Here is an 18,552-nt window from a genome sequence, read left to right as displayed (position 1 = left end):
CGGGAAACGATGCAACGCGCATGCGCGAATGAGCGCGCAGCGAGACAGGGATTTTTGTAGTTGTGGGGACACGATGATTCCACGGTCGGACGTTCAGCGAACCACGATGCGCCATGCGCCGTCCGACCAAGAACGACAAAGCGCATCGATGGTCTCGCCAAACCGCCGGATGCGACAGCACCGACCGGTCGAACGCGCCACGGCAGCAAGGCCGAGGATGTTGACGCGTTCTCCTTCGCTGATGGAAGGAAGGCTACTCCCCAAAGACCGGGGCAGTGTAGCCTGAGCCGCCCGGTTCGGCAACCCGCACGGCGCGTTCGAGGCATAAGCGTATGCGCAACGATTCGTTGTCGAGCGGCGAGCGCTTCGCTAACCTAGCCGCGCGGATGCGCTACTTGCTCGCCACACGCGCACAGGGTAAAACCAGCCACAAGAACAATCGTAATGTGACCAGCCGGGTCACGGGAGATCTCATGCGCAACACACTTTTCGCTGCCGCCATCGCCGCGACGTTCGCCGCCGCGCCGCTTATTGCAATGGCCAAGCCGCTCACCATCTGTACTGAATCGAGCCCGGACGGCTTCGATGTCGTGCAGTTCAATTCGCTCGTGACGACCAACGCGTCGGCGGATGTCATCTTCAACACGCTCGTGTCATACGACGAGGCCGCGAAGAAAGTCGCGCCCGCGCTCGCCGAGAAGTGGGAGCTCAGCAGCGACGGTCTCACCTACACGTTCCATCTGCGTCCGAACGTGCAGTTCCAGACCACCGACTACTTCAAGCCAACGCGTCCGCTCAATGCCGACGACGTCGTCTTCACCTTCGAGCGCATGTTGTCGGACAGCAACCCCTGGCACAAGATCGCGGGCGCGAGCGGCTTTCCGCATGCGCAATCGATGGGTCTCGTGAAGCTCATCAAGGCCGTGACCAAGGTCGATGACAAAACGGTGAAGTTCGAACTCAACGAGCAGAACGCGACCTTCGTGCCGATCCTCACGATGGGCTTCGCATCGATCTATTCGGCGGAATATGCGGACAAGCTGCTGAAAGCGAACCAGCAAGTCGATCTGAACAGCAAGCCTGTCGGCACCGGTCCGTTCGTGCTCAAGAGTTATACGAAAGACGCGGTGATCCGTTATGACGTGAATCAGAGCTACTGGGGGCCGAAGCCTAAAGTCGATCGCCTGATTTATGCCATCACGCCGGACGCCGCCGTGCGCGCGCAGAAGATCAAGGCGGGCGAATGTCAGATCGCGTTGTCGCCGAAGCCGCAGGACGTGCTCGACGCGAAGAAGGACAAGTCGCTGAAGGTTAGCGAGACGCCCGCATTCATGACCGCGTTCGTCGCGCTGAACACGCAGAAGAAGCCGCTCGATAACCCGAAGGTGCGGCAGGCGTTGAACATGGCGTTCGACCGCACCACCTATACGAAGACGGTGTTCGAAAACACGGGAACGCCCGCGGTGAACCCGTATCCGCCGAACACGTGGAGCTATGACAAGAACATCGCGGCGTACAAGTATTCGCCCGATGCCGCGAAAAAACTGCTCGCGGATGCAGGCTTGCCCAATGGCTTCGAAACGACCATCTGGGTGCGTCCGAACGGCAGTGTGCTGAATCCGAATCCGAAAGCTGGCGCCGAACTGCTGCAGGCGGATCTCGCGAAGATCGGCGTGAAGGCGCAGGTGAAGATTATCGAGTGGGGCGAACTCATCAAGGAAGCCAAGCAGGGCCAGCACGACATGCTCTTCATGGGCTGGGCCGGCGATAACGGCGATCCGGACAACTACCTCTCGCCGCTTTTCAGTTGCAATGCGGTGAAGTCGGGCATCAACTTCGCGCGCTTCTGCGACCCGCAACTCGATAAGCTCATCGCGGATGGCAAGGTCACCTCCGACGTCGCGAAACGCACGAAGGCTTATGGGGACGCGCAGAAGATCATCCACGATCAGGCGCTGTGGATTCCGCTCGTTTATCCGACTGCGGCGGCAATCACGCGTGCCAACGTCAGCGGCTATAACGTGAGTCCGTTTGGGCGGCAGAACTTCGGGGCTGTGACGGTGCAGTGAGGGGTTTTACGCGGGCGAGTACCGGATCACCCCGTCCTCGCCCGTCTCGCGCGTAAGCGTGCCATCCAGCCACAACAAGTTCAGATGCGCGAGCGCTTCGCCAAGTGCGAAGGTCATCTGATGGATATCGAGCTTGCGCTTGAACATGATCGGCACGATATCTCCCGCGCTGCACGGACGCTGCGTGCACGCCTCGACCACTTCCGCAAGCCGCGCGCGATGATGGTCCCGCAACTGACCGATACGCGTGAGCACGCCGCGAAACGGCTTGCCATGCGAAGGCAAGGCGAGGACATCGGCGGGCATGTGTTCGTAGCGTCCCAACGATTCGAGATATAGCGCAAGCGGATTGCCTTCTGGCTCGATAGCGAACACGGACACGTTCGTCGAGATGCGTGGCAAAACCATATCGCCGGAAATGAGCAACTTGTCCGCCGCGCAATACAGCGCACTATGTTCGGGCGAATGACCGTAGCCCGAAATGATTTGCCATTCGCGTCCGCCAATCGCGATGCGGTCGCCATCGCGGATACGGCGGAACTCGGCGGGGATGGAAGGCACGAGCGTCGGGTAATAGCTGTCGCGCTTTCTCAATGCATCGAGCGATGCCTCGTCCGTTAGACCATGCGCCCCGAAGTGCTTCGCCGCGCGCTCGCCGCCGGCGTTCGAGCCATCGCCCGCGGCCATCACGCGGCCCATTGCATACTCGCCGAGCGCAATCCAGAGACGCACGTTCCAGCGTGCCTTGTCGCCACCCTTGCAGATCCAGTCGGCAAGACCGAGATGATCCGGATGGCAATGCGTGACGATCACGCGCAGCACAGGCAAGCCGTCGAGCGCGCTGTCGAACACGCTTTCCCAGTTCGCGCGAATATTTTCGTTCGAGATGCCGCAATCGATGATGGTCCAACCCTGCACGCCATCGATCTCATCGCGCAATAGCCACAGATTGATGTGATCGAGCGCGAACGGCAAAGGCATGCGCAGCCAGTAAAGGCCAGGCGCGACTTCCTTCACGCGCCCCGCTTCGGGCAATTCGTCGGCAAAAACATAATCGAGTTGATGTTCGAGTGCGTTCATTCTTTTGCGCCTCTGAAGTGTGCATGAATGCGGGTTCAAGCCACGTTGCAATTTCGCCAGGTTGACGATAACGTAAACCTCATTCTAACGTCGCATGTGTGATCACGTGCTCCGGCGCCGGCAATGACTCAAGCAATTCACTACACCATCAGCGAACTGGCGCGCGAGTTCGACATCACGTCGCGCGCCATTCGCTTCTACGAAGACCACGGTCTACTCGCGCCCGAGCGCGAAGGCGCGAACGGCCTGCGGCGTGTGTATTCGTCACGCGATCGCACGCGCCTGAAACTCACGCTACGCGGCAAGCGGCTCGGCTTTACGTTGTCGGAGATTCGCACGCTGCTGGACTTGTACGACTCGCCCACGGGCGGCACGCGGCAGTTGCAGGCTTTTGTCGATACCATCGCGGCGCATCGCGAAGTGCTTGAGCGGCAACTCGTCGATCTCACCACGACACTCGCCGAACTCGAAACATACGAGAAGCAAGGCCGCGCGCTCCTTGCCGCTGGCGTCGAAAAGCGCGCCCGCAGAGCCAAAGCCGCATGATGGCCAACGAGACGCCCAGCCGACATGAATCACTTCCCCAAGCTGCTCTCGTCGCAAATAGGCTTCGATGTCGCGCAGACGATACTCGAAGGCTTCGATCGCCATTACCGCGTCTTTCGCGAAGCGGCAGTCGAGGCGAAGCATCTGTTCGAGGAAGGCAACTGGCAAGCGCTCGCGCAACGCGCACGCGACCGCATCGCGTCTTATGACGATCGCGTCGCGGAATGCGTGACGTCGCTGGAAGACGAGTACGACGCCGAGACCATCGACGATGAAATCTGGCAGCAGATCAAGCTGCACTTCATCGGCTTGTTGACGACGCATCGGCAGCCGGAATGCGCGGAGACGTTCTTCAACTCGGTGTGCTGCAAGATCCTGCATCGCTCGTATTTCAACAACGATTTCATCTTCGTGCGGCCCGCCATTTCGACCGAATACATCGAGAACGACGAGCCCGCCGCCAAGCCGACGTATCGCGCGTATTACCCCGAGAAAGACGGGCTGCAGGCCACGCTCGAACGCATCGTCACGAACTTTCAGCTGGAGCCTTCGTTCGAGGATTTGCCGCGCGACGTGCATTGCGTGGTGGATGCAATCGAAGAGGCCTTTGGCCAACTCACGCCCGCGCCGAACTTTCAGATTCACGTGCTCTCGTCGCTGTTCTTTCGCAACAAGGCGGCATATGTCGTCGGGCGCATCATCAATGGCGATGCCTTACTTCCGTTCGCGGTTGCCATCCGTCATACGCAGCCGCACTTGCTGGCGCTCGACACCGTGCTTTTGAACCGGGAGCAGTTGCTCGTCATCTTCAGCTTCTCGCATTCGTACTTTCTCGTCGACATGGAAGTGCCGTCCGCGTATGTGCAGTTCTTGCGCAGCATCATGCCGGGCAAGCCGAAGGCCGAAATCTATACCTCGGTGGGCTTGCAGAAGCAGGGCAAGAATCTGTTCTATCGCGACCTGCTGCATCATCTGAAACATTCGAGCGATCGCTTCATCGTGGCGCCCGGCATCAAGGGGCTCGTGATGATCGTGTTCACGCTGCCTTCGTTTCCCTATGTGTTCAAGCTCATCAAGGACGCGTTTCCGCCGCCGAAGGAAACCACGCGCGAGAAGATTCAGGGCAAGTATCAACTCGTCAAGCGTCACGACCGCGTGGGCCGCATGGCCGACACGCTCGAATATTCGAGCGTCGCGCTGCCGCTTGCGCGCCTCGACGATGCGCTGATCCGCGAACTTGAAAAAGAAGCGCCTTCGATGATCGAATACGAAGGCGACAAGCTCGTCATCAAGCACGTGTATATCGAACGGCGCATGGTGCCACTCAATCTCTTTCTGCAAGGCGGCAGCGACGCGGACGTCGATCACGGCATCCGCGAATATGGCGACGCAATCAAGCAGTTGATTCAGGCGAACATCTTTCCCGGCGACATGCTGTACAAGAATTTCGGCGTGACGCGCCACGGGCGTGTCGTGTTTTACGATTACGATGAAATCGAGTATCTGACCGATTGCAACGTGCGTAGCGTGCCGCCGCCGCGCTACGAGGAAGACGAGCTGTCCGGGGAACCGTGGTATACCGTCGGGCCGCACGACATCTTTCCGGAGACGTACGGCACGTTCCTGCTAGGCGATCCGCGCGTGCGCGAAGCATTCATGCGTCATCACGCGGATTTTTTCGATCCTGCGCTGTGGCAGCGTCACAAGGAGCAGCTACAACGAGGCGAACTCGCCGATTTTTTCCCCTACGACCGGGCCCTGCGATTCTGCATCCGCTATCCGGAGCGTTTCGACAAGGCAACGGCATCGATACGCGCGGCTTGATACATCATCGAGCGCGCAAGTACCCGAAACACGACCATCACCATGACTGAGCAAAACGACCAAGCCTTCCATCCCCTCGCCCATCTCTTCGACAACAATCAGGCGTGGGTCGAACGCAAGCTATCCGACGACGCGGAGTTCTTCACGCGCCTCGCGCACCAGCAGGCGCCGGAGTATCTGTGGATCGGCTGCTCCGACTCGCGCGTGCCGGCGAACCAGATCATCGGCTTGCCGCCCGGCGAAGTGTTCGTGCATAGAAACATCGCGAACGTGGTCGTCCACTCGGACCTCAATGCGCTGTCCGTCATTCAGTTCGCGGTGGACTTGCTGAAGGTGAAGCACATCATGGTCGTCGGCCACTACGGCTGCTCGGGCGTGGGTGCGGCGCTCGTCGGCCAGCGCGTGGGTCTCGCGGACAACTGGTTGCGGCACGTCGAGGACGTGCGCGAAAAACACGCGGCGCTGCTCGATGAATGGCCGGTTGGAGAAGCGCGGCACCGGCGTCTGGTCGAACTCAATACCATCGAGCAGACGCTCAACGTGTGCCGCACGACCATCGTCAACGACGCGTGGGCGCGCGGTCAGGACCTCACCGTGCACGGCTGGACCTATGGCGTGCACGATGGCCGCTTGCGCAACATGGGCATGATGATCAGCGCGCAAGACCAGGTGGATTCAACCTATCAGGCATGCCTCGCCGCGTTGACGCGCGGCGGCGCGCATGCTGCGGCGAACGATGTGATCGCGTCGGATGCGGCGCGGCTCGGCGACGTTCCCGCCGTCATTCAAGGCGTCATCAAGGAGCTGAAACATGAGTGAGACATCGAAGGATTCCGTGGTCATCGTATCGGCGGCACGCACGCCGATGGCCGCATTTCAGGGCGATTTCGCCGCGATGACCGCGCCGCAGCTCGGCGCGGTCGCGATTCGCGCGGCATGCGAACGCGCGGGTCTCGAACCCGCGCGGATCGACGAAGCGATCATGGGCTGCGTGCTGCCTGCGGGCCAAGGTCAGGCGCCTGCACGGCAAGCGGCGCTCGGCGCGGGCTTGCCGCTTTCCACCGGCAGCACGACCATCAACAAGATGTGCGGCTCCGGCATGCGCGCAGCCATGTTCGCGCACGACATGCTGCTGGCAGGCTCGGCCGATGTGATCGTCGCGGGCGGCATGGAAAGCATGACGAATGCGCCGTATCTGTTGCCGAAGGCGCGCGGCGGCATGCGCATGGGTCACGGTCAGGTACTCGACCACATGTTCCTCGACGGCCTCGAAGACGCTTACGACAAGGGGCGTCTCATGGGCGCGTTCGCGGAGCAATGCGCGTCGTCGTATGAGTTTTCGCGCGAATCGCAAGATGCGTTTGCCGTCGAGTCGTTGCGACGCGCTCAGCGCGCCAACGACGACGGTTCCTTCGCCTGGGAAATCGCGCCTGTCACGGTGCAAGGCAGAAAGGGCGATACGGTCATCGCGCGCGACGAACAGCCGTTCAAGGCGAACATCGAGAAGATTCCATCGCTCAAGCCCGCGTTTGCCAAGGACGGCACGGTGACGGCCGCTAATTCGTCGTCCATTTCTGATGGCGCCGCCGCGCTCGTGATGATGCTCGAATCCACCGCCAAGCGGTTGGGCGTGACGCCGCTCGCGCGAGTCGTGGGTCACAGCACGTTCGCGCAGCAGCCCGCGTTGTTCACGACCGCGCCGGTTGGCGCCATTCGCAAGCTGTTCGAGAAGAACGGCTGGCGTTCCGGCGATATCGATCTCTACGAAATCAACGAGGCCTTCGCCGTAGTCGCCATGGCCGCGATGCGCGAGCACGATCTGCCGCACGACAAGGTCAACGTGAACGGCGGCGCGTGTGCGCTCGGACATCCTATCGGCGCGTCCGGCGCGCGCATTCTCGTGACCTTGCTTGCGGCGCTGAAGGCTCGTGGGCTCAAGCGCGGCGTTGCGAGCTTGTGTATCGGCGGCGGCGAAGCGACGGCCATGGGTATCGAACTGGTCTAAAGAGTTGGCGCCGTGCCACGACCATCCATAACAAGGGAAGATTGCACGTGACTTATCAGGTACATGGCGTTTCGTCATCGGGAAACTGCTACAAGGTGCGGCTCGCGCTCGAACAACTGAATCTGCCCTACGTCTGGCACGAAGTGGACATGATGAACGGCGCCACGCGCACCGAGTCGTTCCTGAAGCTCAATCCGAATGGCAAGGTTCCGGTGCTCGTCATCGACGAACAAACGGCGCTCACCGAATCGAACGCCATTCTCTGCTATCTCGCCGATGGCACGCCGCTCCTGCCCGCCGACCGGCTCGAACGCGCGCGCGTGCTGCAATGGATGTTTTTCGAGCAATACAGTCACGAGCCATATGTCGCGGTGGCGCGCTTCATCAAGCAGTTCCTGAAGAAGCACGACGATCCGCGGCTGCCCGACAAGATCGCAGGTTCGTACCGCGCGCTCGACGTGATGGAGCAGCATCTCGCCACGCGCACGTTCTTCGCCGCCGAGCGCTACACGGTGGCCGATATCGCGCTTTACGCATACACGCATGTCGCGGATGAAGCCGGTCTCGATCTCGCTAGCTATCCGGCCATTCGCGCCTGGCTCGCGCGCGTGAAGAACCAGCCGGGGCGCATCGACATGCCGAGCGTGGATCAATGAAGCCGGTGGAATGTCCTTGCGGCGGAGCATCGCCCAATCAACATCCGAACGCCCGCGCGCCGCGTTATGAAGCGTGCTGCGGGCGCTTTATCGAAGCCGGCGCCTTTCCGGCGAACGCCATGGAACTCATGCGTTCGCGCTATACCGCTTACGTCCTCGGCAATACGACCTACCTGCGCGCGACCTGGGACGACAAAACCCGCCCGCCCGATCTCGATGTCTCGAACGACACGCACACACGCTGGCTCGGTTTGCAAATCAAACGTCACGCTGTGATCGATACACAACACGAGGAAGTCGAATTCGTCGCGCGCTACAAGGTCGAAGGGCGAGCGCATCGCTTGCACGAAGCCAGCCGCTTTTGCCGCGACAACGCCGGCCACTGGGTCTATATCGACGGTGACGCAAAAGAAAAGTAAATGTCTCTTTAAAACATATAAATCCGATTCAGTATTAATTTCCTTGATTTCTCCTTTCAAATTAAATGGTTACGGGGTTACGCTTATTGTGCAGTGCAATTTTGAACAGTTAATCTCTCTTCACGTCAGGGCGCAGTCATTGCCGCGCCCCGATGTTCGCAGCGAAGCCCCGTATTGAAGCCAATTGTCATGCCTTTTCTAGGCATGGCTCCCGGAACCCGCATTCGATACTGCTCATCATGAGCAGCGAGATAGGTTTGTGACTTCAATCGTGCATTTGGGGCCAAGCCAATCAAGCCTTAATCGGAGCGAGGCGGAGTTAAGGGATGGCGATCAGAACCTGGTTGGTCGGATGCAGCATGGTGTGCTCACTTGCGACATCGTTCATCACGACTGTCGTGAAAGCCGAACCGATCGGCGGCGTTCGTCCCTCCGAAGGGCTTTCAGCCCCCGTCTTCGGCCAGATACCCGACGCGCTCGACGCTCACCTTCCAGTCGTCGGCAATGGTCTGAACGAAAGCATCGTTCAAATTCCCGAAGCCGACATCTCGCTCGAAACGACCGTTTTCAAACCGGACGGCGCGGGTCCTTTCCCGATGATCGTCTTCAACCACGGCAAGCTCCCCGGCGACTCCCACGCCCAACCGCGCAATCGGCCGGTCGCGCTTGCACGCGAGTTCGTGCGTCATGGCTATGTCGTGGTCGTGCCGAATCGCCGCGGCTTCGCGGGCTCGGGCGGCGACTACGCCGGCCATGGTTGCGATGTCGAAGCCAACGGCTTCGCGCAGGCGGAAGACGTCGCCGCAGCGGTCGCGTACATGAGCCAGCAGTCTTATGTCGACAAGACGCATATCGTCGTGGGCGGCACCTCGCACGGCGGCTTGACGACCATGGCCTACGGTGCGCGCGAAGCGGTCGCGGCGCCGGGCGTGCGCGGTCTCATCAATTTCTCGGGCGGTCTGCGTCAGGACGAATGCACCGGCTGGCAAAAGAATCTCGTCGATGCCTTCGGCGCTTATGGCGAGAACGTTCGTTTGCCTTCGCTGTGGCTCTACGGTGACAACGATTCGGTGTGGCAAGGCGACTTGTCCACGCAGATGTATGCCGCGTTCGTGTCGCACGGCGCACGTGCGCAGATGACCGACTTCGGCACCTACAAGAACGACGCGCATCGGCTCGTCGGCGACCGCGACGGCGTGCAGGTCTGGTGGCCGCGTGTGAAGGCGTTCCTCGCGCAAGTCGGCATGCCGACCACGGTGCAATATCAGGTCGCCGAGCCGCATTCGCCGAAGGCCACCGACTTTGCGAACCTCGATGCCGTGCAGTCGGTGCCCTTCATCGATGAAAGCGGCCGCAACGGCTATCGCAACTTCCTGAGCCAATATTCGAGCCGCGCGTTTGCCGTGTCGAACTCGGGCGCGTGGTCGTGGGCCGAAGGCGGCGACGACCCGATGTCCGTCGCGCTCGCCAGTTGCCAGAAGCAGAGCGCCGATCCCTGCAAGCTCTACGCGGTGGATAACGCCGTCGTGTGGAACGAAGCGGGCGAGCAAACGCAGACGGCATCGCGCTGATACGCTTCTTCCCTCCAAAATTTTTTGAACGCCGGCCTTGCGCCGGCGTTTTTGCTTCTTTCGCCCGTGTTGGCGGTCCGTTCGGCGAAGTTAGCCGCGATCGTGCTTTTCACCACTTCGTGGAAGCGTGCGCAGGCGATCCAGGACCCGGCCGAAAAGCGAAGCTTCCGGATATTTTCGCCATAATCGAAGCGCGCGAAGTCAGGCGCAATCCTCGAATAGCGCAGGCCCTCGCGGCTTGCCCGATGTATCCGGCTGGCGCCATGCGCCGCCTGGGAGCCGTTTTTGAACACAGAAGACAATCAGGACTGGGTCGCGCGCTCGCTCGCCGCGGTGTGGCACCCGTGCACTCAGATGAAACACCACGAGCGCATGCCGCTCGTGCCCATCGCGCGCGGCAAGGGCGCGTGGCTCTACGACCCGGCGGGCAACCGCTATCTCGACGCCATCAGTTCGTGGTGGGTCAATCTGTTCGGCCACGCGAATCCCGAGATCAACCGCGCGCTCAAGGATCAGCTCGATACGCTCGAACACGCGATGCTCGCGGGCTGCACGCATGCGCCCGCCGTCGAACTGGCCGAACGCCTGTCCGCGCTCACACGGCACACGCTCGGTCATGCTTTTTTTGCGTCCGATGGCGCGTCCGCCGTCGAGATCGCGTTGAAGATGAGCTTTCACTTCTGGCGCAACCGTGGGCAAGGTGAAAAGCGCGAGTTCGTGTGCGTGGCGAACAGCTATCACGGCGAAACCATCGGCGCGCTCGGCGTGACCGATGTCGCGCTCTTCAAGGACGCATACGATCCGCTGATCCGTCACGCGCATGTGGTCGCATCGCCGGCGGCGAGTGGCGAAGACCAAGCCATCGACGCCATGCGCGCGCTCTTCGAACAACGCGCCGCGCATCTCGCCGCCGTGATCGTCGAGCCGCTCGTGCAATGCGCGGCCGGCATGGCGATGTACGACGCGTCGTATCTCACCCGCTTGCGCGCCCTGTGCGATGAACACGGCGTGCATTTGATCGCCGATGAGATCGCGGTCGGCTGCGGCCGCACCGGCACCTTCTTCGCGTGCGAGCAAGCGGGCATCTGGCCGGACTTCGTGTGCTTGTCGAAGGGCATCAGCGGCGGTTATCTGCCGCTTTCCATCGTGCTCACGCGCGATGACATCTACGCCGCTTTCTACGATGACGACGTTACGCGCGGCTTTCTGCATTCGCATTCGTACACGGGCAATCCGCTTGCATGCCGCGCCGCGCTCGCGACGCTCGATCTGTTCGAAAGCGCCAACGTGCTCGCGGAGAATCGCCGCAAAGCCGCGCTTTTGCGCGAGGCCTTGCAGCCGATCGTGAAGCATGAACGCGTGCGCAATCTGCGCGAGCGCGGCACGATCTTCGCGTTCGATGTCGTCACCGAAGATCGCGCGTTCTCGCGTCGCTTCTTCGAGTTGGGGCTGCAGCGCGAACTGTTGCTGCGTCCTATCGGCAAGACGGTTTATCTGATGCCGCCATACGTGCTCACCGACGACGAACTCGCGCTGCTCGCCAGGCGCACGCGCGAAACGCTCGATGCCACGCTGGCCGCCGCCGAGGCCACCGCATGAGCGACACATCGAAAGCGCTCTACGAAACGCTGCAGCAAGGACTCGCCGATATCGACGCGCGCGGTTTGCGCCGCCGTCGCAGAACCATCGACAGCGCGTGTTCGGCGCATATGACCGTCGATGGCCGCGCGATGATCGGCTTCGCGAGCAACGACTATCTCGGGCTCGCCGCCCACGAAGCGCTGCGGGAAGCGCTTGCCGAAGGCGCGTCGCTGTATGGCGCGGGCAGCGGCGGCTCGCATCTGCTGGGCGGCCATTCGCGCGCCCACGCGCAACTCGAAGACGATCTCGCCGCGTTTTCGGGCGGCTTCGTCGACAACCCGCGCGCGCTTTACTTCAGCACCGGTTACATGACCAATCTCGCCGTGCTCTCGACGCTCGCCGGACGCGGCACGATGGTGTTCTCCGACGCGCTGAATCATGCGTCGCTGATCGATGGCGTCAGGCTCTCGCGCGCGCAGGTGCAAATTTATCCGCACGCCGACATGGAAGCGCTCGACGCCATGCTCGATGCATCGCAAGCGGACGCGACGACGAAGCTCATCGTGACAGATACCGTGTTCAGCATGGACGGCGATATCGCGCCGTTGCAAAGTCTCGTGGAACTCGCGGAGAAATACGGTGCGTGGCTCGTCGTCGACGATGCCCACGGCTTCGGCGTGCTCGGTCCGCAAGGTCGCGGCGCGCTCGCGCAATTCGCGCTGCGCTCGCCGCATCTCGTCTATGTCGGCACGCTAGGCAAGGCGGCGGGCGTTTCCGGCGCGTTCGTCGCGGCAAGCGAGACGGTCATCGAATGGTTGATCCAGCGCGCGCGGCCTTATATCTTCACGACCGCGTCGGCGCCTGCCGTGGCGCACGCCGTATCCGCGAGCATCGGGTTGATCGGCAGCGAAGACGGCGATGCGCGACGCAAGCATCTGGCATCGCTCATCGAAACGATGCGCGGCATCTTGAAACGCACACGCTGGTTGCCGGTCGAATCGAAGACGGCGGTGCAGCCGCTCGTCATCGGCGGCAACGACGAGACGCTCGCGCTCGCCGCCGCGCTCGACAAACGAGGCCTCTGGGTTCCCGCGATCCGCCCGCCGACCGTGCCCGCGGGGACATCGCGCTTGCGCATTTCGTTATCGGCCGCGCATGGCGACGACGACCTCGCCCGACTCGACGAAGCACTTGGCACGCTCAGTAAAGAAACGACATGACCGCTTTATCGCTATTCGTCGCCGGCACCGATACGGAGATCGGCAAGACCTTCGTCTCGTGCGCGCTGTTGCATGGCTTCGCGCGCGCGAACTTGCGCGCCGCCGCGATGAAACCCATCGCGTCCGGCGCAATCGAACGTAACGGCGTGCTGCATAACGAAGACGCCGATCAACTCGATGCCGCCGCCAACGTCGCGCTCCCGCCCGCCATTCGCACGCCGTTCATGATGCGCGAGCCGATTGCGCCGCATATCGCCGCCGCGCGTGAAGGCATTGCGCTGGATATCGGGCGCATCGTAAAGGCGCATCGCGTGGCGTGCGATCATGCGGATATCGTCGTCGTGGAAGGCGTGGGCGGCTTTCGCGTGCCGCTAGACGATACCCATGACACCGCCGATCTCGCCGTCGCGCTGAAGCTGCCGGTCGTGCTCGTGGTCGGCATGCGGCTCGGCTGCATCAGCCATGCGTTGCTGACCGCCGAGGCGATCACGTCGCGCGGCTTGCGCATCGCGGGCTGGGTGGCGAATCGCGTCGATCCGCACATGCTTTATCCGGAAGAAAACATTCATTCGCTGCAACACCGGCTCGATGCACCGCTCATCGGCGTGATTCCGCATTTCGCGCCATCCGACGCCGCGCGCGCCGCCGATCATCTCGACACGCGCCTTCTGCTCGACCGGCTTTTACTCAAGGACTGAATTCATGACGCAGACCATCACTGCCAACGCATCGTTGCAAACTGCCGCGCAAACCTCCGCGCCGACGCAAACGCCCGCGCAGGCGCGCTGGAAAGTCGCCGATATCGTCGCGCTTTACGACCTGCCGTTCAACGACCTGCTGTATCGCGCGCAAACGGTGCATCGCGAACATTTCGATCCGAACGCCGTACAGCTCTCCACGCTTCTGTCGATCAAGACCGGCGGCTGCGAGGAAGATTGCGCGTACTGTCCGCAGTCCGTGCATCACGACACTGGCCTGCAAGCCGACAAGCTAATGGCCGTGGATGAAGTGCTGAAGGCCGCCGAAGCCGCCAAGGCCAACGGCGCGACGCGCTTTTGCATGGGCGCGGCGTGGCGCAATCCGAAGGATCGCCATCTTGAGCCGATCAAGGACATGATCCGCGGCGTCAAGGCAATGGGACTGGAAACCTGCGTGACGCTTGGGATGCTGGAGCCGCATCAGGCAGAAGGCTTGCGCGATGCCGGCCTCGATTACTACAACCACAATCTCGATACGTCGCCCGAGTTCTACGGCCAGATCATTTCGACGCGCACGTATCAGGATCGGCTCGATACGCTCGAACGCGTGCGCGATGTGGGCATCAACGTGTGCTGCGGCGGGATTGTCGGCATGGGCGAATCGCGGCGTGAACGCGCCGGTTTGATCTCGCAGCTCGCCAACATGGAGCCGTATCCGGAGTCGGTGCCGATCAACAATCTCGTGCAAGTGGCCGGCACGCCACTCACGGGCACCGCGCCGCTCGATCCTTTCGAGTTTGTGCGCACCATCGCGGTGGCGCGTATCACCATGCCCAAGGCGATGGTCCGTCTTTCGGCCGGACGCGAGCAGATGGATGAAGCGTTGCAGGCGCTTTGTTTCGCGGCGGGCGCGAACTCGATCTTTTACGGCGATCAGTTGCTCACGACGAGCAACCCGCAAGCCGAAGCGGACCGCAAGCTGATCGAGCGTCTGGGAATGCGCGCGGAATCGGCGCAGAACGTCAGCGCGGAAGAGCGCGGCTGCTCGAACTGAGCGGAGAGTAAAAAGAAAAGGGCTCGCGCGTGGCGAGCCCTTTCGGTTATTTCTTCTCGACCACCTGATCGAAAGTCCCGCCATCGGCGAAATGGGTTTGCTGCGCCTTCTGCCAGCTACCGAAGATCTGCTCCACCGTGAACGTCTTGAGCGGCTTGAACTCGCTTGCATGCTTGGCCAGCACCTCCGCGTTACGCGGCCGCAAATGATGCTGCGCGATGATCTCCTGCGCTTGCGGCGTGTAAAGAAAGTCCACGTATGCCTGCGCTTCCTTGCGCGTGCCGCGCTTGTCCACCACCTTGTCGACGATGGAAACCGGCGGCTCCGCCAGCAGGCTCGATGACGGATACACCGCATCGAAGTCCTTCGCGCCGACGCCTGCTTCGATCAGACCGACTTCGTTCTCGAAAGTCACGAGCACGTCGCCGATATTGCGCTGCGTGAAGGTCGTGGTCGCACCGCGCCCACCGGTGTCGAGCGTCGGCACGTTGGCGAGGATCGCTTTCTCGAAGTCCAGCGCCTGCGCATCCGTTGCGCCCTGCTGCTTCTTGTAGCCCCACGCCGCGAGATACGTGTAGCGGCCATTACCCGAAGTCTTCGGATTCGCGATGATCACTTGCACGCCCGGCCGCGCGAGATCGCTCCAGTCCTTGATGTTCTTCGGATTGCCCTTTCGCACGAGAAACACCATGGTCGTCGTGTAGGGCGCGCTGCCGTTCGGAAGACGCGTGCGCCAGTTGGCCGGAACGAGTTGACCGCGTTCGGCAAGCAGGTCGATGTCGTTGGGCTGATTCATCGTCACGACATCGGCTTGCAGTCCCTGAAGCACCGACAGCGCCTGCGCGCTCGATGCCCCATGCGACTGCTTCACCGTCACCGTTTCGCCCGCGCGGCTTTTGTAGTCGGCGATGAACGCCGTATCGATGTCCTTGTACAGTTCGCGCGTCACGTCGTAGGAGACGTTGAGCAACGAAGTATCGGCATGCGCGATGCCCGCCGTCATATAGAGCGCCGCGGCTGCCATCAGCACGCGCTTACTGTATCCCGCCATATCGTCCTCAAGAATGCGATTGCAAAAGAAAGGCCGCGCGATGGCGGCCGGATGGTTCATGTTCGTCGATGAAACCGGGCGCATCAGCCATACGCGTGCTCGTGCAAGGAGACTTCGCCCGCGAAACTTTCAGCAGGGTAAGCATATTGAGCCAGCGTGTCGATGAAATATTTCGCGCGCGGCCACGGACCGAAACCCGCCGCCGTGTTGATATGACCGGCATCGCCGAGATTCACGAACGCGCTCGAAAGCCGTGCTGCAAGATCGCGCGCGTGGTCGAGCGGCATCCACGGATCGGTTTCGCTGCCGACGAGAATGGAAGGCACGGCAAGACGCGTCGGTTCGAAGTGACCGGCGAAACGGAACTTCTCCGGGCTCGCGGGCGCGACGAACAATACGCCGACGACTTCGGCATCGGTTCGATTCTGCGCGAGCGCGTGCGCAGTCGCGAGACAGCCGAAGCTATGCGCGGCGAGCACGACAGGACGGCGAATGGTCGCGAGTTGCGCGAGCACCGCGTTCGCCCAGATGTCGAGATGCGGTGCGTCCCAGTCTGCCTGTTCGACACGCGATGTATCGGCATACTGATGCTCGAGCCAGCTTTGCCAGTGCGCGCCCTCGCTGCCGTGCAAGCCGGGCACCGTCAGCAGCGCGGGGCGCGGTGTTCGATTGCTGGTCGTCATGTGCGGTTCTCGCTGACATTGTTCACCTTGCATTTTCGCGTGGCGCGCGGCAAGGACGAACGAATCAATCGTCATGTCGATATGCTCGCGGATGCAGCCGCACGCTTTTGCACCCTTTAGAATGGGTGGATCGAACGACGGAGGCGGACGTTGAAAATCATCTTCTACGAAGAGCACGCGGACACCGACGCATGGCTCGGCGGTTTGCGCCGCGAACTGCCGGACGCCGATCTGCGCATCTGGCAGCCTGGCGACACCGCGCCCGCCGATTACGCCATCGTCTGGCGCGCGCCGCGCGAACTCTTCGCGAACCGGCCGGAATTGAAGGCCATCTTCAATCTCGGCGCGGGCGTCGATGCAATCCTCGATGTCGAGCGCAAGGAACCCGGCACGTTGCCGCCGAACGCCACGCTCGTGCGTCTGGAAGACACCGGCATGGCGCAACAAATGGTCGAGTATTCGACGTATGCCGTTCTGCGCTACCTGCGCCGCTTCGACGAATACGAAGCGCTGCAAAGGGAGGGACGCTGGCGGAAACTTACGCAGCATGCGCGCGCATCGTTCACGGTGGGTGTGCTGGGTCTCGGCGTTCTCGGTGGTGAAGTGGCGCGCGGGCTTCTCAAGCTCGGCGTGCCGGTGCGAGGCTACAGCCGCACGGCGAAGACAATAGAAGGTGTCGAGGTTTATGCGGGTCCCGAGCGCTTCGATGCGTTTCTGGATGGCGTGCACGTGCTCGTCAACTTGCTGCCGCATACACCGGACACCGAAGGCATTCTCAACGCGCGCACTTTCGCGAAGCTCGCGCGCGGTGCTTATCTCGTGAACGTGGCGCGCGGTCCGCATCTCGTCGATGACGACCTTCTCGCCGCCCTCGATAGCGGCCAGCTCGCCGCCGCGACGCTCGATGTGTTTCATGTCGAGCCGTTGGCCAAGGAGCATCCGTTCTGGAAGCATCCGCGCGTGTCGGTCACGCCGCATATCTCGGCGGAGACGTTGCGCGAGGAGAGCATCGTGCAGATCGCGGCGAAGATCAAGGCGCTGTCGCGCGGGGAAACCATTGGCGGTATCGTGGATTTCTCGCGAGGGTATTGAATGCGGGGCATCGGGACGTCAGTAAGTCAGTAAGTCACGGAACAGGAGACAGGCATGATCCCCACTCAAGTAAAAATCGTCGAAGTCGGGCCGCGCGACGGCTTGCAGAACGAGAAGGAATTCGTCGCCACGGAAACCAAGATCGAGCTCGTGAACCGGCTCGCGCGTGCGGGCATCGTCAATGTGGAATCGACTTCGTTCGTCTCGCCGAAATGGGTGCCGCAAATGGCGGATGCCAGCGCGTTGATGGCGGGCATCGAGCGTCGCGCGGGCACCATTTACTCCGTGCTCACGCCGAATTTGCGCGGCTTCGAGGGCGCGCTCGAAGCAAAGGCCGACGAGATCGTCATCTTCGGCGCGGCGAGCGAGGCGTTCTCGCAAAAGAATATCAATTGCAGCATCGCGGAAAGCATCGCGCGCTTCGAGCCGGTCGCGAAAGCCGCGAAGGACGCAGGCTTGCGTCTGCGCGGCAGCATCTCGTGCGCGCTCGGCTGTCCGTATCAGGGCGAGGTGAGCGTGGCGTCGGTGGTGGATGTCGTCGAGCGCATGAAGGCGCTTGGCTGCGACGAAATCGATATCGCGGATACGATCGGCGTCGGCACGCCCAAGCGCACGCGCGAAGTGCTGGCGGCGGCGTCGAAAGCGTTTCCGCGCGAACGCCTGTCAGGACATTTCCACGATACTTATGGGCAGGCCATCGGCAACATTTATGCGGCGCTGCTCGAAGGCATCGAGATATTTCATGCGTCGGTTGCGGGGCTCGGCGGCTGTCCGTATGCCAAGGGCGCGACGGGCAACGTCGCGACCGAAGACGTCGTGTATCTGATGAATGGACTCGGCATCCAGACGGGCATCGACCTGGATCGACTGGTCGAGACAGGCGACTTCATTTCGCGCGCCATCGGCAAGCCGAGTTCGTCGCGTGCGGGCAAGGCGCTGCTCGCCAAGCAGCGCGACGCCGTTGCCGCCTGCGTCTGACCCGTTGATCGTTCGATGGAAAGGA

Annotated in this window: 17 protein-coding genes and 1 riboswitch; of the genes, 14 read left to right on the top strand and 3 right to left on the bottom strand. The window is 61.8% G+C overall.

Translation table 11 applies throughout. The features are described 5' to 3' along the window. Positions 1-106 precede the first annotated feature (106 nt). Positions 107-274: riboswitch (yybP-ykoY riboswitch) on the bottom strand. A 199-nt stretch (positions 275-473) separates the two neighbouring features. Then, on the top strand, positions 474-2,069 hold the full coding sequence (locus P9250_RS19300; protein WP_310394634.1) for an ABC transporter substrate-binding protein: 1,596 nt from the start codon (positions 474-476) through the stop codon (positions 2,067-2,069). A gap of 6 nt (positions 2,070-2,075) precedes the next feature. On the opposite strand, the gene P9250_RS19295 is transcribed toward P9250_RS19300, so the two are convergent. Further along, positions 2,076-3,149: an MBL fold metallo-hydrolase gene (locus P9250_RS19295; RefSeq protein ID WP_310394632.1), complete on the bottom strand. Its 1,074-nt coding sequence runs from the start codon at positions 3,147-3,149 to the stop codon at positions 2,076-2,078. A 123-nt stretch (positions 3,150-3,272) separates the two neighbouring features. Between P9250_RS19295 and P9250_RS19290 the strand changes: the two genes are divergently transcribed. The 11 genes from P9250_RS19290 (at position 3,273) to bioB (ending at position 14,723) form a co-directional block, all read left to right on the top strand. Continuing rightward, the gene (locus P9250_RS19290) at positions 3,273-3,695 is read left to right on the top strand and encodes a MerR family DNA-binding transcriptional regulator (protein ID WP_244826793.1); all 423 of its coding nucleotides are present in this window, start codon (positions 3,273-3,275) and stop codon (positions 3,693-3,695) included. Positions 3,696-3,719: 24 nt separating this feature from the next. After that, the gene (gene aceK, locus P9250_RS19285; RefSeq protein WP_244826792.1) at positions 3,720-5,519 is read left to right on the top strand and encodes a bifunctional isocitrate dehydrogenase kinase/phosphatase; all 1,800 of its coding nucleotides are present in this window, start codon (positions 3,720-3,722) and stop codon (positions 5,517-5,519) included. A 42-nt stretch (positions 5,520-5,561) separates the two neighbouring features. Continuing rightward, positions 5,562-6,338 (top strand): carbonate dehydratase, encoded by a 777-nt coding sequence (gene can, locus P9250_RS19280; RefSeq protein WP_250462664.1) that lies wholly within the window; start codon positions 5,562-5,564, stop codon positions 6,336-6,338. Further along, positions 6,331-7,524 carry an acetyl-CoA C-acetyltransferase gene (locus P9250_RS19275; protein WP_250491676.1) on the top strand — a complete coding sequence of 398 codons (1,194 nt, stop codon included), beginning with the start codon at positions 6,331-6,333 and terminating at the stop codon, positions 7,522-7,524. Before can ends, P9250_RS19275 begins: the two co-directional genes overlap by 8 nt. A gap of 47 nt (positions 7,525-7,571) precedes the next feature. Continuing rightward, positions 7,572-8,180, top strand: coding sequence for a glutathione S-transferase family protein (locus tag P9250_RS19270; RefSeq protein WP_250491675.1), 609 nt, complete (start codon positions 7,572-7,574; stop codon positions 8,178-8,180). Further along, on the top strand, positions 8,177-8,599 hold the full coding sequence (locus P9250_RS19265; protein ID WP_310394627.1) for a YchJ family metal-binding protein: 423 nt from the start codon (positions 8,177-8,179) through the stop codon (positions 8,597-8,599). Before P9250_RS19270 ends, P9250_RS19265 begins: the two co-directional genes overlap by 4 nt. Positions 8,600-8,925: 326 nt before the next feature. Continuing rightward, positions 8,926-10,170 (top strand): alpha/beta fold hydrolase, encoded by a 1,245-nt coding sequence (locus tag P9250_RS19260; RefSeq protein WP_310394624.1) that lies wholly within the window; start codon positions 8,926-8,928, stop codon positions 10,168-10,170. Positions 10,171-10,455: 285 nt separating this feature from the next. Next, entirely contained in the window at positions 10,456-11,769 is a 1,314-nt protein-coding gene (locus P9250_RS19255) for an adenosylmethionine--8-amino-7-oxononanoate transaminase (RefSeq protein ID WP_310394622.1), read from the top strand. Further along, a complete protein-coding gene (gene bioF / locus P9250_RS19250) occupies positions 11,766-12,971 on the top strand; it encodes an 8-amino-7-oxononanoate synthase (RefSeq protein ID WP_310394620.1) in 1,206 nt (401 codons plus the stop codon). The genes P9250_RS19255 and bioF overlap by 4 nt, the downstream gene beginning before the upstream one ends. Then, on the top strand, positions 12,968-13,669 hold the full coding sequence (gene bioD, locus P9250_RS19245; RefSeq protein WP_310394618.1) for a dethiobiotin synthase: 702 nt from the start codon (positions 12,968-12,970) through the stop codon (positions 13,667-13,669). The genes bioF and bioD overlap by 4 nt, the downstream gene beginning before the upstream one ends. 4 nt (positions 13,670-13,673) lie before the next feature. Then, positions 13,674-14,723, top strand: a complete 1,050-nt coding sequence (gene bioB / locus P9250_RS19240) for a biotin synthase BioB (RefSeq protein WP_244826783.1) — start codon at positions 13,674-13,676, stop codon at positions 14,721-14,723. A 46-nt stretch (positions 14,724-14,769) separates the two neighbouring features. On the opposite strand, the gene P9250_RS19235 is transcribed toward bioB, so the two are convergent. Further along, the gene (locus P9250_RS19235) at positions 14,770-15,747 is read right to left on the bottom strand and encodes a sulfate ABC transporter substrate-binding protein (RefSeq protein WP_250491775.1); all 978 of its coding nucleotides are present in this window, start codon (positions 15,745-15,747) and stop codon (positions 14,770-14,772) included. 110 nt (positions 15,748-15,857) lie between these two features. Then, positions 15,858-16,457: an alpha/beta hydrolase gene (locus tag P9250_RS19230; RefSeq protein WP_244826782.1), complete on the bottom strand. Its 600-nt coding sequence runs from the start codon at positions 16,455-16,457 to the stop codon at positions 15,858-15,860. A 150-nt stretch (positions 16,458-16,607) separates the two neighbouring features. Between P9250_RS19230 and P9250_RS19225 the strand changes: the two genes are divergently transcribed. Both P9250_RS19225 and P9250_RS19220 read left to right on the top strand, forming a co-directional pair. Beyond that, the gene (locus tag P9250_RS19225; protein ID WP_310394615.1) at positions 16,608-17,549 is read left to right on the top strand and encodes a glyoxylate/hydroxypyruvate reductase A; all 942 of its coding nucleotides are present in this window, start codon (positions 16,608-16,610) and stop codon (positions 17,547-17,549) included. Positions 17,550-17,603: 54 nt separating this feature from the next. Further along, a complete protein-coding gene (locus tag P9250_RS19220; RefSeq protein WP_250491668.1) occupies positions 17,604-18,527 on the top strand; it encodes a hydroxymethylglutaryl-CoA lyase in 924 nt (307 codons plus the stop codon). Positions 18,528-18,552 lie beyond the last annotated feature (25 nt).

It is taken from the genome of Caballeronia sp. LP006 (genome assembly GCF_031450995.1).
Classification (GTDB): domain Bacteria; phylum Pseudomonadota; class Gammaproteobacteria; order Burkholderiales; family Burkholderiaceae; genus Caballeronia.
This window is presented reverse-complemented; position numbering and strand designations above follow the sequence as displayed.

Bases quoted from the DNA above. Each gene is read 5' to 3' on its own strand.
- P9250_RS19300 (WP_310394634.1), top strand. From the start codon at position 474: ATGCGCAACACACTTTTCGCTGCCGCCATCGCCGCGACGTTCGCCGCC.
- P9250_RS19295 (WP_310394632.1), bottom strand. From the start codon at position 3,149: ATGAACGCACTCGAACATCAACTCGATTATGTTTTTGCCGACGAATTG.
- P9250_RS19290 (WP_244826793.1), top strand. From the start codon at position 3,273: ATGACTCAAGCAATTCACTACACCATCAGCGAACTGGCGCGCGAGTTC.
- aceK (WP_244826792.1), top strand. From the start codon at position 3,720: ATGAATCACTTCCCCAAGCTGCTCTCGTCGCAAATAGGCTTCGATGTC.
- can (WP_250462664.1), top strand. From the start codon at position 5,562: ATGACTGAGCAAAACGACCAAGCCTTCCATCCCCTCGCCCATCTCTTC.
- P9250_RS19275 (WP_250491676.1), top strand. From the start codon at position 6,331: ATGAGTGAGACATCGAAGGATTCCGTGGTCATCGTATCGGCGGCACGC.
- P9250_RS19265 (WP_310394627.1), top strand. From the start codon at position 8,177: ATGAAGCCGGTGGAATGTCCTTGCGGCGGAGCATCGCCCAATCAACAT.
- P9250_RS19260 (WP_310394624.1), top strand. From the start codon at position 8,926: ATGGCGATCAGAACCTGGTTGGTCGGATGCAGCATGGTGTGCTCACTT.
- bioF (WP_310394620.1), top strand. From the start codon at position 11,766: ATGAGCGACACATCGAAAGCGCTCTACGAAACGCTGCAGCAAGGACTC.
- bioD (WP_310394618.1), top strand. From the start codon at position 12,968: ATGACCGCTTTATCGCTATTCGTCGCCGGCACCGATACGGAGATCGGC.
- bioB (WP_244826783.1), top strand. From the start codon at position 13,674: ATGACGCAGACCATCACTGCCAACGCATCGTTGCAAACTGCCGCGCAA.
- P9250_RS19235 (WP_250491775.1), bottom strand. From the start codon at position 15,747: ATGGCAGCCGCGGCGCTCTATATGACGGCGGGCATCGCGCATGCCGAT.
- P9250_RS19230 (WP_244826782.1), bottom strand. From the start codon at position 16,457: ATGACGACCAGCAATCGAACACCGCGCCCCGCGCTGCTGACGGTGCCC.
- P9250_RS19220 (WP_250491668.1), top strand. From the start codon at position 17,604: ATGATCCCCACTCAAGTAAAAATCGTCGAAGTCGGGCCGCGCGACGGC.